Origin of the sequence: Acinetobacter schindleri (genome assembly GCF_010918895.1) — a bacterium.
GTDB lineage: Bacteria > Pseudomonadota > Gammaproteobacteria > Pseudomonadales > Moraxellaceae > Acinetobacter > Acinetobacter schindleri.
Window position 1 is genome coordinate 519,963 of sequence record NZ_CP044483.1, and the last position, 21,662, is coordinate 541,624.

The 21,662-nt window shown below is 44.7% G+C and carries 19 protein-coding genes; 13 read left to right on the top strand and 6 right to left on the bottom strand.

The window, feature by feature from the left end; translation table 11 throughout:
* Positions 1–10 precede the first annotated feature (10 nt).
* From FSC11_RS02640 to FSC11_RS02655, 4 genes are all read left to right on the top strand, one after another.
* The gene (locus FSC11_RS02640; RefSeq protein WP_034702970.1) at positions 11–292 is read left to right on the top strand and encodes a phage holin family protein; all 282 of its coding nucleotides are present in this window, start codon (positions 11–13) and stop codon (positions 290–292) included.
* Positions 289–1,038, top strand: a complete 750-nt coding sequence (locus FSC11_RS02645) for an N-acetylmuramoyl-L-alanine amidase (RefSeq protein ID WP_163164988.1) — start codon at positions 289–291, stop codon at positions 1,036–1,038. Before FSC11_RS02640 ends, FSC11_RS02645 begins: the two co-directional genes overlap by 4 nt.
* Positions 1,038–1,298, top strand: coding sequence for a hypothetical protein (locus FSC11_RS02650; protein WP_163164990.1), 261 nt, complete (start codon positions 1,038–1,040; stop codon positions 1,296–1,298). Before FSC11_RS02645 ends, FSC11_RS02650 begins: the two co-directional genes overlap by 1 nt.
* A gap of 477 nt (positions 1,299–1,775) precedes the next feature.
* The gene (locus tag FSC11_RS02655) at positions 1,776–2,420 is read left to right on the top strand and encodes a hypothetical protein (protein WP_163164992.1); all 645 of its coding nucleotides are present in this window, start codon (positions 1,776–1,778) and stop codon (positions 2,418–2,420) included.
* A 7-nt stretch (positions 2,421–2,427) separates the two neighbouring features.
* Here FSC11_RS02655 and FSC11_RS02660 read toward each other — a convergent pair whose 3' ends face one another.
* Positions 2,428–3,618: an MFS transporter gene (locus tag FSC11_RS02660; protein WP_163164994.1), complete on the bottom strand. Its 1,191-nt coding sequence runs from the start codon at positions 3,616–3,618 to the stop codon at positions 2,428–2,430.
* Positions 3,619–4,571: 953 nt separating this feature from the next.
* On the opposite strand from FSC11_RS02660, the gene FSC11_RS02665 reads away from it, so the two are divergent.
* From FSC11_RS02665 to FSC11_RS02685, 5 genes are all read left to right on the top strand, one after another.
* Positions 4,572–5,699 carry a Re/Si-specific NAD(P)(+) transhydrogenase subunit alpha gene (locus tag FSC11_RS02665; RefSeq protein WP_163164996.1) on the top strand — a complete coding sequence of 376 codons (1,128 nt, stop codon included), beginning with the start codon at positions 4,572–4,574 and terminating at the stop codon, positions 5,697–5,699.
* Positions 5,700–5,710: 11 nt separating this feature from the next.
* Positions 5,711–6,034 (top strand): proton-translocating transhydrogenase family protein, encoded by a 324-nt coding sequence (locus tag FSC11_RS02670; RefSeq protein WP_004783638.1) that lies wholly within the window; start codon positions 5,711–5,713, stop codon positions 6,032–6,034.
* Positions 6,035–6,037: 3 nt separating this feature from the next.
* Entirely contained in the window at positions 6,038–7,483 is a 1,446-nt protein-coding gene (locus tag FSC11_RS02675) for an NAD(P)(+) transhydrogenase (Re/Si-specific) subunit beta (protein WP_163164998.1), read from the top strand.
* 289 nt (positions 7,484–7,772) lie between these two features.
* Positions 7,773–9,107, top strand: a complete 1,335-nt coding sequence (locus FSC11_RS02680; RefSeq protein WP_163165000.1) for an ammonium transporter — start codon at positions 7,773–7,775, stop codon at positions 9,105–9,107.
* An 18-nt stretch (positions 9,108–9,125) separates the two neighbouring features.
* Positions 9,126–9,737, top strand: coding sequence for a hypothetical protein (locus FSC11_RS02685; protein ID WP_163165002.1), 612 nt, complete (start codon positions 9,126–9,128; stop codon positions 9,735–9,737).
* A 77-nt stretch (positions 9,738–9,814) separates the two neighbouring features.
* Here FSC11_RS02685 and rsfS read toward each other — a convergent pair whose 3' ends face one another.
* From rsfS to FSC11_RS02710, 5 genes are all read right to left on the bottom strand, one after another.
* Positions 9,815–10,219, bottom strand: a complete 405-nt coding sequence (gene rsfS / locus FSC11_RS02690) for a ribosome silencing factor (protein ID WP_004816041.1) — start codon at positions 10,217–10,219, stop codon at positions 9,815–9,817.
* An 88-nt stretch (positions 10,220–10,307) separates the two neighbouring features.
* A complete protein-coding gene (locus FSC11_RS02695) occupies positions 10,308–11,090 on the bottom strand; it encodes a hydroxypyruvate isomerase family protein (RefSeq protein WP_111810318.1) in 783 nt (260 codons plus the stop codon).
* A gap of 45 nt (positions 11,091–11,135) precedes the next feature.
* A complete protein-coding gene (locus tag FSC11_RS02700) occupies positions 11,136–11,999 on the bottom strand; it encodes an NAD(P)-dependent oxidoreductase (protein WP_163165004.1) in 864 nt (287 codons plus the stop codon).
* A 32-nt stretch (positions 12,000–12,031) separates the two neighbouring features.
* Positions 12,032–12,820 carry a crotonase/enoyl-CoA hydratase family protein gene (locus tag FSC11_RS02705; protein ID WP_163165006.1) on the bottom strand — a complete coding sequence of 263 codons (789 nt, stop codon included), beginning with the start codon at positions 12,818–12,820 and terminating at the stop codon, positions 12,032–12,034.
* Positions 12,821–12,919: 99 nt separating this feature from the next.
* Positions 12,920–15,730: a GacS-like sensor histidine kinase gene (locus FSC11_RS02710; protein ID WP_163165008.1), complete on the bottom strand. Its 2,811-nt coding sequence runs from the start codon at positions 15,728–15,730 to the stop codon at positions 12,920–12,922.
* Between the two features lie 368 nt (positions 15,731–16,098).
* Between FSC11_RS02710 and cysM the strand changes: the two genes are divergently transcribed.
* From cysM to FSC11_RS02730, 4 genes are read left to right on the top strand one after another with little or no spacing between them, the layout of a single operon-like run.
* Positions 16,099–17,028: a cysteine synthase CysM gene (gene cysM / locus FSC11_RS02715; protein WP_163165010.1), complete on the top strand. Its 930-nt coding sequence runs from the start codon at positions 16,099–16,101 to the stop codon at positions 17,026–17,028.
* 18 nt (positions 17,029–17,046) lie between these two features.
* Positions 17,047–17,865 (top strand): 3'-5' exonuclease, encoded by an 819-nt coding sequence (locus FSC11_RS02720; RefSeq protein ID WP_163165011.1) that lies wholly within the window; start codon positions 17,047–17,049, stop codon positions 17,863–17,865.
* A gap of 6 nt (positions 17,866–17,871) precedes the next feature.
* The gene (gene rlmD / locus FSC11_RS02725) at positions 17,872–19,248 is read left to right on the top strand and encodes a 23S rRNA (uracil(1939)-C(5))-methyltransferase RlmD (RefSeq protein WP_163165013.1); all 1,377 of its coding nucleotides are present in this window, start codon (positions 17,872–17,874) and stop codon (positions 19,246–19,248) included.
* Positions 19,249–19,292: 44 nt separating this feature from the next.
* The gene (locus FSC11_RS02730; protein ID WP_005223232.1) at positions 19,293–21,602 is read left to right on the top strand and encodes a RelA/SpoT family protein; all 2,310 of its coding nucleotides are present in this window, start codon (positions 19,293–19,295) and stop codon (positions 21,600–21,602) included.
* Positions 21,603–21,662 lie beyond the last annotated feature (60 nt).

A 21,662-nucleotide genomic window follows, 5' to 3' on the forward strand; every position in this document is an offset into this window, starting at 1 on the left:
AGGGGGGATCATGCAGGAGCATGAAAAAACATTTTGGATGCTTGTCGTGATCGGGGCTGTCATTGGCCTGTCCAAACTTCTGGTATCTGAGGAAAGGCTAACTGTTCGACTTGTTTTAGGTCGGACTATTTTAGGATCGGCTTCATCCGTTTTGGCAGGTGGGGTCTTATTACAAATTCCGGATATTCATCCACTGGCTTTGATCGCAATTGCATCAGCTCTGGGAATTCTTGGAAGTACATTTATTGAAAACTGGCTTAAGAATAAGGCTGCGAATTGGAGTGTCAAATGAAATTAATTGAACAAAGTGCCTGGAAGTATCTTTCTGTAAAGCTCCCAATTTTGGGAGCTTTTTTATTACTTGTCATTATTCCGGCATTGCAATGGGCGATGGACTTTAAAGTAATCCCTGTTGAGTACCATGCCTACGTGACAGGTGGTGTTATGGTCTTTTTATCATGGCTTGGTAAAAAGTGGTATCAGCCAAGTTTGCATCAGCCTTTGGGGTTTGCCACCATTACGGCAGGCCATAGTAATTCTGATCCAGGTGCAGTAAATGGTAAGATCAAAGAAGCTGACCTAGTGACTAACTTCCGTAATGCCGTTTCTTTTTATTTGCGTGAAGCTGGTGTCCAAGTCAAAAACGATGGTACCGGATCACAGAATGATCCGCTTTCATCGGCCATCAAGTTGATCAAAGGATCTAGTGTTGCGGTTGAATTCCATATGAATGCTGCGACTTCGAGACAAGCGAATGGAGTAGAGACAATTGCCTTGCCAAAAGATAAGAAATTAGCACAGGATCTATCTGCAGCTGTGGCTTCAGCACTGGGTAGCCGCTTACGTGGTAACAATGGCTGGATTGATCAAAGCCAATCGGCCCGTGGAAGTCTGGGCTATATCAATGCCGGTGGTCTGATTGTAGAACTTGGTTTCATCTCAAATGAAGATGAGCTTGCTGCATATCAGGCACGTTATTGGATCGCAGCAAAAGCTGTGGCCAAAGTTCTGATTGAATATGAAAAGGGGCATAAATAATGGCAGCTTTGACAATTGCGAGTGCTGTTTCTGAATTTGTTGAAGCAGCTAAGGTTGGCCGTGAAATCTATGAAGCGGCTGCAAATGCGATGGATGCAGCAGAAAAAGAACGTGATTCTGGAGCGGATAAAAAAATTTGGGTTCTGGCTTTCTTGAAATCATTTATCACGGATCTTGGCCAGAACTGGGAGCGTTGGGCAAAGGTAATTATTACTTTTATTGACTTCGCCAAATCTGTATTTAACAGCAAGCGTTATTAACAGGTGGTCCACTTATTTTCATGCCCTTAGTCTTCGGACTGAGGGCTATTTTTTTGTTTGTGTGCAACCATTTTGCAACTATGGTTTTTATAATAATTATAAGTAATTGAATTTATATTAATAAAAATATGATTATTGCCAGTCCATCATCGGCGCAACACTGATTCGTGGTTGAAGTTGTTGTTCAATGGTTTTGAGATCAGTCATTCAAAATCACGCCTTAAGTTAGAAATGGAAGAGACAGCACGCCGTTGGGTCTTTGGGCGCTCACCGGCAGTGATACGACCAGTAAAAGAGGGCGCAATATTAGCATAAAAATAATCAGGCTTCATGGCTGAGTACTAGCACTGCAAGAAAGCCTTCTAGGAAATTAAAAAGTATTGAATTCATTCAAATAGATGCAGAGGTCAAGGAATAGTTTACTAAACAGTAAAAGAGTTTAAGATAAAGAAAACAGGATAAAAAAGGAGAAAAATAATGATGTTACTAGAAGAGATTTACAAAACAACAAAAGCTCAGCATTCAGAATATTTCAATCTGCGTATTCAACGCAGTCTAAGCTGGTTAAGAAAAGCGGTAGAGTTACAGGCCGATTATGATTTTCAGTTTCTGAGCCTGTGGATTGGTCTGAATGCTCTTTATGTACAGGAAAATGAAGATAGTCTTGATCAGCAGGCCTTATCACAATTTCTCCATCTCATCCTTAGCAAGGATCAGGAGAAAAGAATTTTTCAAATTTTATTGGGTCGTTATGAGGTTACGCTGCATGCACTACTGGATAATCAATATCTCACTCAGCACTTTTGGGATTATCAACACAATAAGATTAGCCAAAGTGATTGTCGTGAAATGCTGAAGCAACAGAAAATAGAGATTCAAAAAGCAGTAGAACAGCAAGACATAATGAAGCTTTTGCTAGAAGTTTTTAAATGTTTCACTACTTTAAGGCAACAAATTCTGCAGGGTGGAGTGAGTTATGCTAGTGCTGTATGCCGCAAGCAGATGCAGGAAAGTTGTAGTCTATTTTCAGCCTTGCTGAACACCTTTATCTATATATTGCTGGAACATGCAGCAGTGATGGATTCCGGCAAAGCCTACTATCCAGTGGTGCAAGTAAATTAGATGATCATTAGTTGGTTTTTATACGCGCATGATAAAACTGATCAATCAGGGCAAAGACGGTGGCAGCTAGTGCAAATATGAGTCCAGTTAGGCAGCTCATGCTCCAGCCACCATGATGCCACGCGTATACTCCCGCTGCAGAGCCACAGGCACCTCCAATAAAATACAGGGTCATATAAATAGAGTTAATCCGGGATTTGGCATCCGGACGCAGGCGGAAAATTACATTCTGGTTACAGCTATGGGTAATCGCCAGTCCCAGGTTAATTAGCGCATAACCTGCGATATAGCTAATCAAGGATGTGCCACCAAAATAGAGAAACAGCCAGCTGCCTGCCAGAATTGAACAGCCAATCCAGCTCAGCAGTTTGATATAACCTCGGTCTGCCCATCTCCCAATCACTTGAGTTGATAATGCGCCAAAAACTCCTACTAAAGTGACTAATCCCACCATAACATCTGCCAGATGAAAGGGAGACTGTGTTAATAGCAGGGCAATGGTAGAGAACAGAATACTCATCGCAGCAAAGGCAAAAGCACCGGTAAGAGAACGAAATACCAGTCGTGGTTCTTGGGCCAACAGACTGCCCATAGAGTGGAAAATTCTGGCATAGCTGATTCTGAATTTTGGCAGCGTCGGTAGCTGCCCACGTAAATAGATTCCCAGGCACAGCATCGAGACTGAACTCAATGCATAGATGACTTTCCAGTGAAACAAGTCAGAGAGTAATCCGGCAATACTGGTCGACAGCAAAATCCCGACCAGTAAACCACTCATCAGAAAGCCAATCACTTCACCAGTTTTTTCCGGTTTGACCGTCATGGCCGCTAAAGGAATCAGCACCTGTGCCGCCACAGAAAATAAACCGGCGATAACCGTCCCTAACCAGAGCATAGGCAAATTGATTGCTGTGGCACAGATCATCAGTCCCAGCGCAGCCCCCCACATCAGGGCAGGAATCAGCTTGGTCTTATTCAGCATGTCACCCAATGGCACGATGAACAGCAGGCCCAGTGCATAAGACACCTGAGCAAAGGTCACGGTCAGGGCGACTTGCGATTCAGGTACCTGATAATGTTGCTGAATTGATGAAATCAGAGGCTGACAGTAATAATTCGCCCCAGCACATAGACCACATGCAATTGCCATCAGCCAGAGCAAAGGCTTATTTTGACTGATATCCAGTGCAGGATTCATGACAGCTACCTTATAAGAAGCGGAAAACTATTTTTGATAATGGCATCAAAAAGATGCAAAGATTGCAGGCACTATAGGTCAAAATAGCACATGATAAAAGTAGAAAAATACAACAGAAATTGAAGACAGATCTGGTTATTACCATCTCTGAATATCTTCAAAACCATAACTGATGCGTATTTAATCTTTTTTTTCTTACAAAGTATCTTAAGTTGTCGAAACGGCACTGAAGAAAAACATTGCAATTGAGTCCGAGATAAAACTGTATTTTATTGCACAAATATAGTGCAAATTTGACAATTTATGATGCTGAGCCAGTTTAAGGTATTAATATAATAAATGACTCAAAAATTATTTTTTAACGATTAATAGCGTAGTTTTAGACTTGAGTAGAATAAGTCAAAAGAGCCAATTAAATGAAACATTAAACTCAACTGATTTAAAAATTTTATGATTAAAAAAGGAAAAAGTTATAGGAAAACATGGTTTTCAGTAGTTCCAAATGAATCATTATAATTCAGTTAAATTTGTCAAAGAAGTCAAGGAATCAAAAAGTGCCCAATAAAAGTGCCTAAATTAGGGCATTCTGGCATGGCGGAAAAGGGAAGGATTACAGCAAAAAAAATGGAATGACTGTCAGAATGATCAATGTAACAAAGTGCAACAAAACTTAAGCTAAGAAAAAATGAACAAAAAAGGAAATATCCTTCAAGAGAATGAATATCGTTTATAAATTCAGCAGATCAAAAAAGCAGGGCCTAACTTATAAATGATATATGACAACATCATTTTTATGAATCATCAGTTCAAAATATGGCTATTTATTAAATAAATATTGGGTAGTATTTTGGAATAGTTTGATTAGAATCCAAAAATTCAACAAAAACACATCCTGAGGGGAAACATCGTTTTTGCGATGTTTACTTAAGAAAAAATTAGCTTGAGGGACGCTCATGCAAATCGGAATTCCAGCCGAAACTGTCGTCGGTGAACATCGTGTCGCTGCGACACCTGAGACAGTAAAGAAATTGATCAGCGCTGGTCATAGCGTGATTATCGAACGTGGTGCAGGGGTAAAAGCTGCCTATATCGATAGCGCTTATGAACAGGTTGGTGCAAAAATTACGGATGATGCCTATACCGGTAGCCAGATGATTTTGAAAGTTCGTGCACCGAAGGGTGAAGAAATTCAAAGATTACCTGCGAATGCTACGGTTGTGGCGATGTTTGACCCATACCGCAATACCGAGCTTGACCATTTCGCGGCACAGAATGTGTCTGCATTTGCATTGGAACTTTTGCCACGTACTTTATCCCGTGCGCAAAACATGGATGTCCTGTCTTCTCAGGCGAACCTGTCGGGTTATAAAGCAGTACTTCTTGCTGCAGCAGAATACCAGCGCATGTTCCCGATGCTGATGACGGCAGCAGGAACGGTTAAACCGGCTCGTGTCGTGATCATGGGGGTAGGGGTTGCAGGTCTGCAAGCGATTGCAACTGCAAAACGTCTCGGTGCTGTTGTAGAAGCAACCGACTTGCGTCCTACAGCTAAAGACCAGGTTGAATCTTTGGGCGGTAAGTGGTTAGACGTACCAATGTCTGAAGAAGAACAGCAAAAAGCAGCTGATGCGGCTAAAAATGGTTACGGCTGGATGCCTGGTGAACAGTACATCAAGGATCAGGCGATCATCGTTGATAAAGCAGTTTCCAATGCGGATATTGTGATCACGACTGCATTATTGCCAGGTCGTGATGCACCGCGCTTAATCCGTGCCGAGACCGTTGCCAAAATGAAACCAGGTTCAGTCATTTTAGATATGGCGGTTGAAACTGGCGGTAATGTAGAAGGCTCTCAATGCGGTGAAACGGTGGTAACTGAAAATGGCGTGAAGATTCTGGGTATTCCAAATATTCCTTCGACCTTGTCGACTGAAGCATCTGCACTATATGCACGTAACGTTTTGAACTTCGTTGAAACTTTATTTGATAGCGAAAAGAATTTTGCCATCAATCCAGAAGAAGAAATTCAGAAAGCCCTACTCGTCACTCACGGCGGCCAAGTGCTGTTAAAGCGTGGTTAAGGAGAGTACTCATGGTTGAAACTATTACGATTTTTGTCCTTGCCATCTTTGTAGGCTACTACGTGGTATGGGGCGTGACTCCAGCTTTGCATACGCCGTTGATGGCGGTAACCAATGCACTTTCTTCAATCATTATCGTGGGTGCGATGATTCAGACTGTTGGTTTACCAATGGTCGGTGTTGAAGGCAGCGTAGACTTCCAGACCATTAACGTGGTGAGCGTACTGGGCGCGATTGCAGTATTCCTGGCGAGCATTAACATTTTCGGTGGCTTTGCCGTGACTGCACGTATGCTGGAAATGTTCAAACCAAAACAAAAGAAAAAAGAGGGCTAATTGATGGAATTCATTCGTGAATATGCAAATTGGTTCTATTTGATTGGTGCCATTCTCTTTATCTTGACATTACGTGGTTTATCCGGGCCTAAAACAGCAATTGCAGGTAACCGCTACGGTATGCTTGCCATGGCGATTGCAGTGCTAACAACTTTCTTTGTTGCAGAAAATCCGGTGATCTGGATGATTCTTGGCGCAATGGTGCTTGGTGCAATCGTAGGTATTGCCCGTGCGAAAACTGTACCTATGACTCAAATGCCTGAAACTGTGGCTTTGATGCACTCTTTAGTCGGTTTGTCCGCAGTTCTGATTGCTATTGCTGCGATTATCCATAACAACAAGTTAATCGAATTGGGTCCAGACCTTTTAGCTGCAAATAGGGTAACTTTCCATGAAATGAGCAAAGTGCATTTGTTCGAACTCTTCGTGGGTTGTTTCGTCGGTGCGATTACTTTTACTGCCTCTGTATTTGCTTACGGTAAACTGGCTGCGAAGAAATGGGCAAAAACCATTTCAGGTGCTTGGGTAAAACCAGTTCAGGCATTGATCTTTATCGCAATGCTGGCAGCAGGGATTCACTTCTTCCTGACTGGTAACATGACATCCTTCTGGGCAATGACCGGTCTTGCACTGGTATTCGGTTGGGTATGGATTGCACCAGTCGGTGGCGGTGATATGCCAGTTGTGGTATCGCTTCTGAACTCCTTCTCTGGTTGGGCAGCTGCAGGTATTGGTTTTACCTTAGAAAATAACATGCTGATCGTTGCTGGTTCGCTGGTGGGTTCTTCAGGTGCAATTCTGTCTTACATTATGTGTAAAGCGATGAACCGTTCGATCATCAACGTTCTGTTCGGTGGTGCGATGGGCGGAACCGCAACTGCGACAGCGGGTGCAGGCGAGCAGGTACAACGTAATCATCGCTCAGGTTCTGCAGATGATGCCGGCTTCCTGATGTCGAATGCAGATAGTGTAGTCATTGTACCTGGTTATGGTATGGCGCAAGGTCGTGCACAGAATGCGGTGAAAGAGTTGGCGAACCTGTTAAAAGAGCAGGGTGTGACTGTACGTTTCGCGATTCACCCGGTTGCAGGTCGTATGCCTGGGCATATGAACGTATTGCTGGCTGAAGCTGACGTGCCATATGAAGACATTCTGGAAATGGACGAGATCAACTCTGATTTCCCGGCAACAGATGTAGTGCTGGTAATCGGTGCGAATGACGTGGTTAACCCGGCGGCCAAAGATGATCCAAGCTCACCAATTTACGGTATGCCAATTCTGGAAGCGCACAAGGCACGTACGATTCTGGTGATCAAGCGTTCTATGGCAACAGGGTATGCTGGTTTGGACAATGACCTGTTCTATAACGATAAGACCATGATGATCTTTGGTGATGCTAAGAAAGTTGTGGAAGATATGACCAAAGCCATTAATGGTACGGGTCACTAATTCCTAAAATCTTCTTCCAGATCTTCTTTTGTAAAAGGAAGGTCGAGATGAATTAAAAGATTTAGAAAAAACCACCTTCGGGTGGTTTTTTGTTTTTGTTCTTATTTTTTATGCACCACAATTGAATGATATTTGATCGCAGATAAATATTTATCTTGTGAATTAAGAGTTATTTATTTGTGAAAATTTGATGGATTCATCATTAAATTACTTCTTCAAAGAATTTAAAAATTCATAGATTGTATGGCATTGTTCTTGCTATTCCCTCATTAAGAGCTAGGGGGATTACATGACAAAAATAAAATATTTAGGGTTTTTACTGGGGCTACTGAGTTTGCCTATCTATGCAGCTGAACCAGCAGAAATGGTAAAAAATATCCAGGAAATCCGGATATCGCTGGACAGTGTCTGGGTGGTGATGGGCGGTATTCTGGTGTTCTTCATGCAGGCGGGTTTTGCACTGATTGAGAGCGGCTCAGTCAGAAGTAAAAATAGCGTGAATGTTTTAATGAAAAATTATATGGATGCCTGTCTTGGAGGGCTGGTTTTCTGGCTGCTAGGTTTTGGGCTTATGTTCGGGATTAATCATACCGGGTGGTTTGGTAGCTCACATTTTGCACCGGATAATTTAGATAGCTGGAGCTGGAATTTACTCTTCTTCCAAATGATGTTTGCCGCAACAGCAACCACCATTGCCAGTGGTGCCATGGCAGAGCGTATTCATTTTGTCGCCTATGTGGTGAGTGCCGCTTTTGTGAGTGGCTTAATTTATCCAGTTTTTGGCAGTTGGGCATGGGGGAGTTTATTTGAGGGTGAAGGCTGGCTCAAAGCCATGGGCTTTATTGATTTTGCTGGTTCAACTGTAGTGCATTCGATTGGTGGCTGGGTTGCTTTGGCGGGCATTATTGTATTGGGTCCACGTATAGGACGTTTTGGCCGCAATGGCCAAGTGCACTATTTACCCGGCCATAATCTGCCTTTAATTGCCTTAGGTGGTTTTATTTTGTGGTTAGCCTGGTTTGGCTTCAATGCCGCTTCCACAGTTAATGCGGATGTCAGCATTGGGCGGATTGCTTTAAATACCCATCTCGCAGCGTGTGCGGCGGCAGTGGCCTATATGCTGTTTGCCCTAGTACGACGTAAAGCCATTTTAATAAGGACTACGATTAATGCTTCCTTAGGCGGGCTAGTGGGGATTACAGCGGGTTGCGCCACAATGAGTCCTATGTTTGCTGTTATAACCGGACTGGTAGCAGGGTTGCTGGTTAGTGTATTGCCAGCATTACTCGAAAAAATGCGTATTGATGATGTGGTGGATGCTGTCACTGTACATGGCTTTTGTGGTGCATGGGGGACGCTAGCTGCCGGTATCTTTTATGAAAATAAAATGTTTGATAGCAGCATTATTGCTGTTCAGGCACTAGGCGTTGGTGCCGGATTTGCCTGGGGTTTCGGGGTGGCATTTATTGTATTTAAAGTGCTGCATATTATTTTAGGTGGTCTACGTGTGAGTGCACAGCACGAGCAGCGTGGTCTGGACTATACCGAGCATGCTGAACTGTCTTATCCAGAATTCCAGCGAGATGTAACTTTCGATACGGATCACATCACCAAACGACATTAATAGACAGGAGGGTATAATATGAATGCAGAAGTGCTCAATCTAGAACAGCGCCGCCAGGCTATTCAGCGTGGGCTACAGCATTATTTTCAAGGATCCCACCTGGAACAGATCGTAGGATATTGGGAACAGGAATATAGCGGGCAGCCTGCTTTTGTACTGAATCGCTTTCTGAGCGAGATTTGTACTACAGAGGAGCTTAAGCAGAATCGGAAAGATATGCTTAAACAGGTACTGCATGAACTGACCATTCTGGAAAAAAGTGAATGGATCGAGTCTGAAGATACAGAGGCAGTATCTCTGAATCAGAAGGCACAGTACCAGGCTTATATTGAGTTTGGAGAATCAGTTCTTGATCAGGTCAAGCTAGAAGATCAGAAAGACTTTTATAGGGAGCTGGTACAGCAACTGGTAAAAGACCGGATTTTGTTCCAGGAAACTAGTCAGAAATTGCAGAAAAGTGCGGATTTGCTGAGCTATGTATCTTCAAAACTTTATGCACAAGCCATTACCAGTCTATATCAGGTATTCTGTGACTTCTATGGCCCCCAACGTAGTGATCAGGTCTATGCTCAGGCCAAGAATTTGATGAAACAAAAATATCCAGAAGCTAATTTACAGCAACTCCTTTGAATCTTTTCGGTTAAAGTTTATTTTGAGCGAATAAAAAAAAGCGGCCTCCATGGGCCGCTTTTTTTTAAGAATCTGTTTTATGCCACTGAATCTGCAGGAGCATTGCTCCACAGGCTTTCTAGGTCATAGAATTTACGCGCTGTAGGAAGCATGCAGTGAACCACTACATATCCGAGGTCTAGGAGAATCCATTCAGCATCACGTTCGCCTTCGATGCCAAGTGGACGGAAGCCAGCTTTACGTGCTTCTTCAGCAACATTGTTGGCAAGAGATTTGATGTGACGGGTAGAGGTACCGCTGGCAATGACCATGGCATCAGCAACATTGCTCATACCGCTGACATCAAGCACAACAACTTCTTTGGCCTTTACATCTTCAAGTGCAGCATGCACAACTTTCAAGCAGTCTTGTACAGTCTGTAAGTGTGAATTCATAGTAAGATCGTGAGAATTAGAAGCGCTGGGCGATGGTTCTAAATTCATGGGGGATATAATTTCCTAACAATTATGCATGATCTAATATAGCGGTTTTGCCCCGAAATTTCAAATCAGCACATTGTTCGGTTTGTAATCAATCTGCAAAATATCGGGTCTTCCAGCCAAAAGACGCTGCTGAATGCTTCAGCGGGCGATATTCTGCTGCCACATAGCCTTGATATTGGCTATTCTCTAACCATTGAAAAATCTCGACATAATTGACAATAGCTGTACCCGGTTCATGTCGCCCTGGACAGTCTGCAAATTGAATGTGTCCAATTGTGTCAATGTTCTCTTTTAAAGCTTCAAATACATCTTCACCCATCATCGCCATATGGTAACAGTCATATTGCATCTTTAAGGCTGGATGTTGGACTGCTTCGAGCATTTCCTGTGCTTGAGCTACATTTTGCACCAGGAAGCGTGGCATGTCGGTCCCATTGATCATCTCAAAAACTGGCTGAATACCATGATCTGCCAACATCGAACAGGCCATTTTCAGATTATCTGCCAATGTATTCAGGCAAGGTAACAGGTCACTATCCAGCGGCTGTTTACCTGCCAGAATATTGACGCTCGGTACTTTCAGCGCAGTTGCATATGCAATCGCTTGTTGCATCGCTTGATGAAATTCAATTTCCTTGCCGGGTATGCCAGCCAGCCCATGACCGCCTTGCATCAAGTCACCTGCCGGGACATTGATCAGGCATAAACTCAGCTGATGCGCTGTCAACTGTGCCTGAATCTGCTCGATAGTCAGTTCATAGGGAAACTGGATTTCTACATGGTCAAAACCATGCTCACGGGCAAGGGCAAAACGCTGCAGCAGGGGGACTTCCGTAAAAATCATGGAAAGGTTGACTGCGAATTTTAACATTTGAAGCTCCTTGCACTAAATATGGAAATAATCGTGAAAATGAAGTTATTGAACGTGCTGAATGACAGTGGCCAGATCTGTTTCACTATAGCCATTCTCTTGATGAGCCTTGAGCTGAGATAAAGCTTGAGAAGCAACCGGAATATTCAGCGCATGTGCTGCTGCAAGCTGTACTGCATTATTGAGGTCTTTGGACAAAGTCTGAACTTTCCATTGCACCGGTTCAAAGGTCTGGGTGGCCATACGCGGTGCCAGAATCTGAAACGGTTTTGAATCCGCGAAACCACCTGCCAGTGCTGGGGCAAGCAGGGTGGTATCTACTCCAGCACGTCCAGCCAGCGCCACAGCTTCGGCAATCAGCGTACTATTTGCCGCGACAATTAACTGGTTACAGATTTTCGTCGCTTGTCCTGTACCTGAGTCACCCATGCGAGTCACGCGTTGCGAGAGGACTTGGTAAATTGCAGCTAAAGAAGAAATAGTCTGTTCATCACCGCCGGCAAAGACAACAAGACTGCCTTGTTCAGCACCGGCAGTACCGCCAGAAACTGGGGAATCAATCCAGATCACCTGTTGGGCCTGCGCACGTTGTGCCAGTTCCAACGTCTGCTGCACAGATAAACTGGAGAAATCCACAATCACCTGTTGTGCAACCAAATAAGGCTCAATCTGTTCATACACTGCTTTAACGGCTAAATCGTCCGCCAGACAGATGAGAACTACCGGATAATTTGCAATCTGATCAAGCTGCAATGACTGTGCACCTTGAGCAATCAATGCATCACAAGCAGAAGCAGTACGGTTCCAGACAGCAACTTCAAAGCCTGCCTGAATCAGCCGGCTGGCCATACGGCTACCCATCAGGCCCATACCAAGAAATCCGATTTTAGTGGTTTGATCAAACTGCATGATGCTATCCGATATCTACTGAGATAATGATCTTATGAATACTGGCGAGGCTGGAACTGGACTTCTGGATTTTTGTCTTTTTTGCGTGCCAACTGGCTGTTTTTGCCGAGGAGTAATTTTAACTGCCAGATTTTTTCCATACGTAAGGATTTATTTGGTTGATGTTCCATGGCATCCAGCACATATTTAGACGCCATTAAAGCATCTGGAGAACGCTGCAACATTTCTTCAGCCAAGGCTTGTGCTTTTGCTAGAGGTTGCTCATCTGCATGAGTAATCAGGCCGATCTGCTTAGCATAGTTACCGTCAAAAATACGCGCGGTCAGTGTCAGTTCTTTGGCTAGATCCAGACTGATTAAGCCTTTTAACGAGCGGCTCAGCCCCATATCCGGTACTAAGCCCCAACGGCTTTCCATAATTGACATTTGAGTCTGTGGATGAGCAATCCGAATATCTGCTGCCAGTGCCAGCTGCATGCCTGCACCAAAACAATAGCCTTCCAAAGCTGCAATCACGGGAACCGGTAATTCTTGCCAGATCAAAAATGCTTTCTGAAATAGGCTTTGACCCGGACGCAGCAGTTCCCAGGCTGCATAGGCACGATTTTTGGGGTTATTTAAATCAGCGAGATCAATCCCGGCACTAAAGACCTGTGCTTCACCTGTCAGGATGACACAGCGGATACTTTTATCCTTTTTGATCGTGTTGGCGGTTGCAACAAGTTCACGCAATAGCGCAAAACTCATGGCATTACGTTTGTCCGGACGGTTTAAACTCACCGTGGCAATTCCATTATTTTTTTCTAAACGAACCAGTGACATGGCTAAGCCCTTCATTTTTATTGCCCTGAGCATAGCATGTGCGTTAGATCACGTGCATGACACTTAAGTCACGCTTTGTGATTGTCCTTAACTTGCGCATTAGATCATATGCTTATTTAGCACCTGTTGTGCAGCCTGTTCCACCTGGTCAATGCCTGCTTTAAGCTCATCGAGGCGTTTCATCACCTCCTGAACAAAGGCTTCATCAGCTTTGCGGCGTTCTTTACGTAGGGTAGAAACAAACTGTTCAAAACTGCCTGTCAGCTGTTGCAGATTCGGCGTACCAACATAACGGGTCGCGCCGTAGAGCCGGTGCAGTACATGTTCCAGTTGTGGAAAATCTTCCAGTTCAATCAGCTGTTCTATTTCACTGAGTTCAGTTTCAAAACTGTCGACCAGCATTCTCAACAGATCTACGGCCAGATCTTCTTTATTGGCAGCCAGTTGCAGACTTTGCTGCCAGTCCAGAATATTGCTATCCAGAGCATCAATGACATTCGCACGTTCTAGCATGGGTGCCTTGCGGAAATTTTCCGTGGTCCATTGAGTCAGAATCTGGATGATCTGTTCAATCTGAATGGGCTTGGTGACATAGTCATCCATGCCACCCTGTAGTAATTTCTGCTTTTCATCAGACAGGGCATGTGCAGTCAGGGCAATAATCGGCAAACGTCGATGGTTTTCAAAGGTGGATTCCAGCGAGCGGATGGCACGGGTCGTATCCATGCCGGACATTACCGGCATCTGAATATCCATAAATACCAGATCAAATGCACTTAAACCTTCTTCATGACGTTTCTGGATAATATCAATCGCTTCCTGACCGCTGGTGGCCTTGGTTGTGGTGACATTCAGTTCACCCAATAGTGCTTCAAGGACGATCAGGTTGGGTAAATGGTCATCGACCGCCAATATATGCAGCCCTTGACCATTGAAGTCTTCATGAGCTTCTTGGTCGAATACAGGCTGGTTATTCAGAAGTTGAATCAGTGCACTACGGCTAAGTGGCTGGTAGAGCGCACGGGCACGGTATTCATTCAGCATATTTGGATCAAGCTGCATCTGATAGCCATAGACTGCCAGATTGCCATGGTAACGCGCACGAATTTCCTGTAGCAGGGCCTGACTGTCACCGCTATGATCAACGATTAGCCAGGTATTTTCAGTCGTAGTTTTTAGATGATTCAGACGGCTAAACAGATCCAGAATCGAAGCACACTCGGTATGCTTCACGTTATAGTTTTCCAGATAATGACGCAGTACATTCGCTGTCGCTGGATGTGCCAGATAAGAGACCACAGTCAGATTGCTAAAGTCTGGGTGTTCGATCACATCATCTTCATCGACCAGGAACTGGGCGGTAAACCAGAAGGTTGACCCTTTCTCGGTTGGGGCGCGTTCCTGGTTGTCTTCAAAGCCGATCTGACCATGCATCAGACTGACTAGCTGTTTGGAAATCGCCAGACCTAATCCAGTGCCACCAAACTGACGTGTAACTGAGGTATCGCCTTGTGAGAAGGATTCAAACAGCTTCTTGCGGTCAGTGCCGCTGAGGCCGATACCACTATCCTGTACGCTAAAATGCAGCAGGCATTGCCCGATATCATCGTGTTCCATTCGTACCCGCACAATGATTTCACCATCCGGTGTAAACTTGATCGCATTGGAAATCAGATTAGTCAAAATCTGCTTAAAGCGCAGTGCATCACCGTTGACGCATTTTGGTACATTATCGGCATAGTAGAAGGCCATATCGATATGCTTCTGCGCTGCCAGTGGTGAGAGCATGTCCATTACATCAAAAATCGCTTCTTCCAGATCAAACAGCGCCGTTTCAAGTTCTAGTTTACCGGCATCAATCTTGGAAAAATCTAGCACGTCATTGATCAGGGCCAGCAGATGCGCCGATGATTTGCGGATGGTTTGTAAATACAGACTCTGCTCATTACTTAAATTACCCTGACGCAGCAGCAAATGAATAAAGCCATCAATACTGTTCAGTGGGGTGCGTAATTCATGTGAAATATTGGCTAAAAATACTGACTTGGCCTGATTGGCAGAAATCGCCTGGTCACGGGCCTGACGGTAGGTGATGTTCTGCACTTCAAGAGTGTCGAGGGTGCGGCGCAAGTCATCTTCGGTCTGTTCAGTATGTTCGCGCAATTCCAGAAAACTGAAATGCAGCCGTTTTACCACATTGGCAATATCGCGCTGTAACAGGCGCAGTTCACCGGTACTGTTGATGACCATATGCTGATCCAAAGTATCTGCATTCAGGCGTTGTAATTGCATGCGGATTTCATACATCGGTGCAATCCAGCGGCGCGAGTAGAAATTCAGACACAATAAAAGTAGCAACAAGGTCAACAGGCCGGTAGCAATCAATACGATCATCACGCGGTAGCGGGCAATTTCGAGGGGCTGATTGTCCAGCTCAATCGCAAGCCAGCCCGGATTGCCCGTATTGTCATTAATGCGAACCGCAAAAATGTGATTATTCTGATTGACAATCGGGCCAACAAAACTAGCTTCCTGCTTGAACTTTGGCCAAGGTGCCTGATCCTGAAAACCAATACCGAGGCGGTTTTTGCCTTGAGGATCCAGAATTGCAGCACGAATCAGATGCTTTTCATTGAGCATGTTTTGCATAGCATTGCGTGCCTGTTCATACTGCCAGGGGGAGTAATTGACAATATCCAGCGCAGATTCAGAAGTGGTCTGAAAACGGGTCAGAATGGCAATCGCCATCTGTTTTTGCTGGGCACGGGCTGCATTGGAGGTTTCTGTCAAAACCAGTGCTGCACCCACACAAGCCAAAATTGTAATTGGCACAAAGATCAGGGCAATCAACTGGCCATAGGCATGATTTAAGTGTAGGCGTTTAAACAGCTTTTTATTGATATTTGACATGATTCAAGCAGTGTTTTCCTTATGCTCCGCATATTAGCACGCTTTAAATCTTCAGTTAAAATTTCATCAAGGTTTTTCGCAATACCAAATCAAACAGACTTTTTAAGAATAAATCTGGATATGAAAAAAATTCAAATAGATAACGTATAAAATGCTAAGAAATGAAAGCCTTTAAATCTGAAATGACCTGAGAAATATTGAAATAACAGCGATCAATTTGCAAATAGGCTACTGACAGAAATAATGTTTTTTAATTTTTAGACCATGCTGCACGAGTTTTGATCGGTTTTCTGAAAAAGACTGGCTAAATGGGTGCAGGGAAATGCAAATTTTCATACAATAGCCGCACCTCGACATAGGTGCAAATAATGAGTAATACAACCCCTGATTTTCAAGCAGACGAATTTTTATTGGACTACTACGTAGGCAAAACGCCACTGGTACGTCTACAGCGTCTGGCAAATCACACTCAAGCGACAGTGTTAGCAAAGCTCGAAGGCAATAATCCTGCAGGTTCGGTGAAAGATCGTCCGGCCTATAACATGATCATGCAGGCGGAAAAGCGTGGTCAGATCAAGCCAGGTGACACCCTGATTGAGGCGACGAGTGGAAATACAGGGATTGCATTAGCGATGGTTGCGGCAATGCGCGGCTACAAAATGAAGCTGATCATGCCGAATAACATGAGCCAGGAACGTAAGGATGCCATGCGTGCTTACGGGGCCGAACTGATTGAAGTGACCAAAGAGCAAGGCATGGAAGGTGCACGTGATCTGGCACTGCAAATGCAAAACGAAGGCAAAGGCCTAGTCCTAAACCAGTTTGGTAATCCGGACAATGTTGAAGCGCATTATCTGACCACTGGTCCGGAAATCTGGCAGCAAACGAGTGGCAAGATCACTCACTTTGTCAGCTCGATGGGTACGACCGGTACTATTATGGGTGTATCTAAATACCTGAAAGAGATGAATCCGGATATTCAGATTGTTGGTTTACAACCTTCTGACGGTTCAAGTATTGCGGGGATCCGCCGCTGGCCAGAAGAGTATCTGCCAACCATTTTCGACCGTAGCCGTGTGGATCGTATTATCGATATTCCACAAATTGAAGCTGAAAAAACCATGCGCAAGCTGGCACAAAAAGAAGGGATCAGTGCTGGAACTTCTTCCGGAGGTGCAGTCTGGGCATCGATCAAGCTGGCAGAAGAAAATCCAGGTGCCGTAATCGTGTGCATTATTTGTGACCGTGGTGACCGTTATCTGTCTACAGGTTTATTCTCTGTACAAGATCCTGAATAATTCCTGAGTAATCAATTTATGCGCTTGCCTGTTTTAACGTTTGATATTGAAACCCAGACCGATCTTAAATCAGGCGCACATCTGTTTGGCCTGGACCTGCCCGAACAAAGCCTGGATCAGGCCCTGACCAAACTGCGTCGTCAGGAATCCGGTTCTGACTTTCAGCGTCTGCCGTTACATGAAATTGTCTGTATCTCCGGACTGTGGATTGATGAGCAGGGCATGAAACTGTTTTCCTTTAGTCGGGAACAGAATTCAGAAGCTGAAATTTTACGAAAATTTTTATCGATTTTTGATAAGCGTCATCCAACCCTAGTGAGTTGGAATGGTTCACAATTTGATCTGCCCGTGATTCTTTACCGGGCCATGTACCATGGCTTGTCTGCGCCAAGTCTGTTTGATCAGGGCGAAATTGATACGCAAAAGCGCTATAATAACTATCAGAACCGCTACCATCAGCGTCATGTCGATTTGATGGATGTGATGGCCATGTTTCATGCCCGTCATTTCCAGAAACTGGATGACGTTGCGCACTTGCTCGGTTATCCAGGCAAGCGTGGCGACGGTGGCTATTATGTGCCTGAATATGTGCGCAATCAGGAATGGGACAAGCTCACCAGCTATTGTGAAGGGGATGTTCTGAATACCTGGCTGGTCTATATTCGCTGGCTGTTGTTAAAAGGACAGCTATTATTGCCTGATTATCAACATCTGGTACAAAGCACGATCCAGTATTTGCAAATGCAACCGCAGCATGCGGACTTTTTATCGGTCTGGCGTGAAACGTCACGACGGACTGAATTTACTCAATTTGATTTTCCCATCTCCACACATTAGGTTTTCATGAAACATCGAGCTCAACCACGGCCCAAGCAGCAACCCGAATACATCTTCCAGGTTGAGTCACTATCGCACGAGGGGCGTGGCATTGCTCACTATGGTTCACATCCAGACCATCCAGCGGACAAGCACGGTAAAAAAGTTTTTATTCGTTATGCACTGCCGGGTGAAACAGTCCGTGCCCGAATCACCCGTGAAGTGAAAAAGCTGGAAGAAGCTGACTCGCTTGAATTGTTGAGTGAAGCATCAGAAATTCGCATACAGCCCCCTTGTCCACATTTTGGGAGTTGTGGTGGCTGCAATATGCAGCATATCGCTCCGGATGCACAGATTGAGCTCAAACAGAGTGTGTTGAAATCACATCTGCAACATTTTGCTGGAATTCAGCCAGATGAATGGCTGGCGCCATTGCGTTCACAGCGTGAAGATTACCGTCGTAAAGCCCGTATTGGTGTGCGTTATTTACCTGGTAAAGACAAGCTGGTGGTGGGATTCCGTGAAAGCCAAAGTAACAAGCTGACTTCGATTGATCGCTGCATGATTCTGGATCGGGAGTTTGGCTCGGTTACACGTCTTAAACAATTGCTCCAAAGTCTAAATGGTAAGGCTGACGTTGGTCATATAGAATTGGCCATGGGTGATCAGGAAATCGCATTAGTAGTTCGTGAAACTGCACAATTACCTGAACAGGATGTCAACCAATTACGCGAATTTGCGTTACAGAAGGGGTGGCAGCTTTATATTCAGCCAGCAGGTCAAAACCAACTGACGCGTATTGATCAACCGCAATTGCCTGCGCGGCTGCATTACCGTCTGGATGACTTTGATGTTGATTTTGGCTTTGATCCGCTAGATTTTACCCAGGTCAATTCCACAGTAAACCCGCAGATGATACGTCTGGCATGTGATTTGCTACAACTACAACCAGGAGAGCGTGTTCTGGATCTGTTTTGCGGATTAGGAAACTTTTCCTTGCCATTGGCGCGCTGCGTTGGTGCGAGTGGAAGCGTCGTAGGGGTTGAGGGTAGTGAAGAAATGGTGCAACGTGGTGCGGAAAATGCCAAAATAAATGGTATTGCACAACTTTCATTCCATTCGCAGGATTTAACCCAGGATTTTTCGCATCATTCTTGGGCAAATCAGGGTTTTGATGCATTACTAATTGATCCGCCTCGTTCCGGCGCGGAAGAAGTCATGCAATATATTCCTAAGTTTGGTGCAAAAAGAATCGTTTATGTATCATGTAACCCGGCAACTCTAGCCAGAGATGCCGGATTGCTGGTACAACAGGGGTATCGTCTGAGCAGGGCAGGTGTGATGGATATGTTCACACATACGGGCCATGTTGAGTCGATTGCCTTGTTCGAAAAAGAAAATTAAATAAACGATTAAAGAGATGATGTATATAAAAGTAGGAGAATGGTATGGTCACAGTACGTGAACAGCTGCCTGGGCGACTGAATGAGTTGTCACAGGAGGCGACTGTAGAACATGCCGATCAAGCCCTGCAGGATATGACCGAATGGTTAGATCGTGTACGCGGCATATTAGATGGGGCCCCATTAAAACAGCTCGAAGAAGTCGCCCATCTCACTTTAGAAAATGAGTTAGAAACCACGGTTCAGCATCGCTCCAATACTTTCTATACCGGTATTGAGATGGCGGATATCCTTGCCCATTTGCATGTCGATGAAGACACTTTGTCTGCAGCCATGCTGTATCGTTCGGTACGTGAAGGTGTCACACCGCTTGCAGACGTACTGGAGAAATTCGGTGAGAGTGTACATGGCCTGGTGAAAGGCACCCTGTCGATGGGTAAGCTGTCCGAGCTGATTGAAAATAACAAACGTCTGGAAGACCATTTCAATAATAACCAGCGCGAGCATTTGACTGGCATTTATAAAATGCTGATCTCAGTCACCGAAGATGTCCGTGTAGTACTGATCAAGTTGGCCGAGCGTACCTATGCATTGCGTGAACTGGCGAAATCACCTCGAGATCGTCAGGAACGTGTTGCACGCGAAATTCTGACCATTTACTCGCCACTGGCCCATCGTCTTGGTATTGCCCAGTTGAAATGGGAGCTGGAAGATCTGGCCTTCCGTTATCTGGCGCCAGAACGTTATAAAGAAATTGCTTCTTTACTAAATGAAAAGCGCTTGGAGCGTGAACATTATATTCAGTTTGTAATCGACAAGTTGCGTGGTGAACTGGCTGAGCATGGCATTGAGGCCGAAATTACCGGTCGGGTCAAACACATTTATTCGATTTATCGAAAAATGAAGAGTAAGGATCTGAGCTTCGATCAGCTCTATGATATCCGTGCTGTACGTGTCTTGGTAAATTCAGTACCTGAGTGTTATCACACTTTAGGTATCGTACATCAGATCTGGCGTCATATTCCGCACCAGTTTGACGACTATATTACCAATCCGAAAGCCAATGGTTATCGCTCACTGCATACTGCCGTGATTGCAGAAAACAAATCGCTTGAAGTGCAGATTCGTACCTATCACATGCACGAAGAGGCAGAGTTAGGAGTATGTTCACACTTTAACTATAAGGAAGGAGCAAAAACCACAGACCATTCCTTTAACCATCGCCTGCATTCCTTACGTGCTGTATTGGAGCATTACCAGGAACGTAATGATGCCAGTGCACATAAAGATTCTGAGGCAGAAGTTGAGAATTTTGAACAGATTCAAGACTTTGAAGGCTTTGAAAAAATTTATGTGTTTAGCCGCGATGGAGATATTAAAGAATTGCCGCGTGGCTCAACAGTCTTGGATTTTGCCTATCATGTCCATACCGAAGTGGGTAACAAGTGCTATGCCGCACGAGTGAACCAGCGCTACGTGCCGCTGACCTATACTCTGAAAACCGGGGAACAGGTCGAGATTCTGACCAAAAAAGACCGTGAGCCAAACCGTGACTGGCTGGTGAACTCGCTCGGTTATATCAAGACTGCACGTGCACGTGACAAGTTACGTCACTGGTTCCGTCAGCAGGATCGTAGCAAGAATCTGGAAGTTGGCCGTGAAATTCTGAATAAAGAACTTTCACGTCTGGCAATTCACCCGAAATCGATCGACTTGGGCGACTATTGCAATCACTTTAATGTGAAGAGTGGCGAAGACATTCTGATTGGTATCGTAAATGGCGATATCAGCCTGCATGCGCTGATCAATCAGGTGAATCGCCATATGCACCTGGATCAGGATGAACCTGAACTGGTACTGAAGCCGGCGCTGAATCCACGTGCCAGTCATACTTTGTCTGCTCATGGTATTCTGATTGATGGCTTAGACAATGTTGAACTGCATGTGGCGCAATGCTGTCAGCCTGTACATGGCGAGTCGATTGGGGGCTATATCACGCTTAATCGTGGGGTAAGCATCCATAAGGTGGCTTGTCCGGATTATGTGCGTATGATTTCGCAGGAACCAGAACGTGCGGTAGAAGCTGATTGGGAAATGCAGCCAACCCGTGGTCAGAGTGTCCAGATCGTAGTGGAAGCTTATGACCGCCGCGGCCTGCTCAAAGATCTGACGCAAGTGATCTTCTCTGATCAGATCAATATCCGTCAGGTAAATACCATTTCAGAAGCTGATGGTATTGCCAATATGAAGCTATTGATTGAAGTCAAAGGTCTGGCCCAGCTGTCCAAACTGCTGGCTCGATTAGAACAGCAGCCAGGGATTATCAGTGCCCGTCGTTTGGTACAAGGTAATTGAATCTACTGATTAATTTGTCTAGAAAAGCCTGCCATTTATTGGTGGGCTTTTTTATTGTAA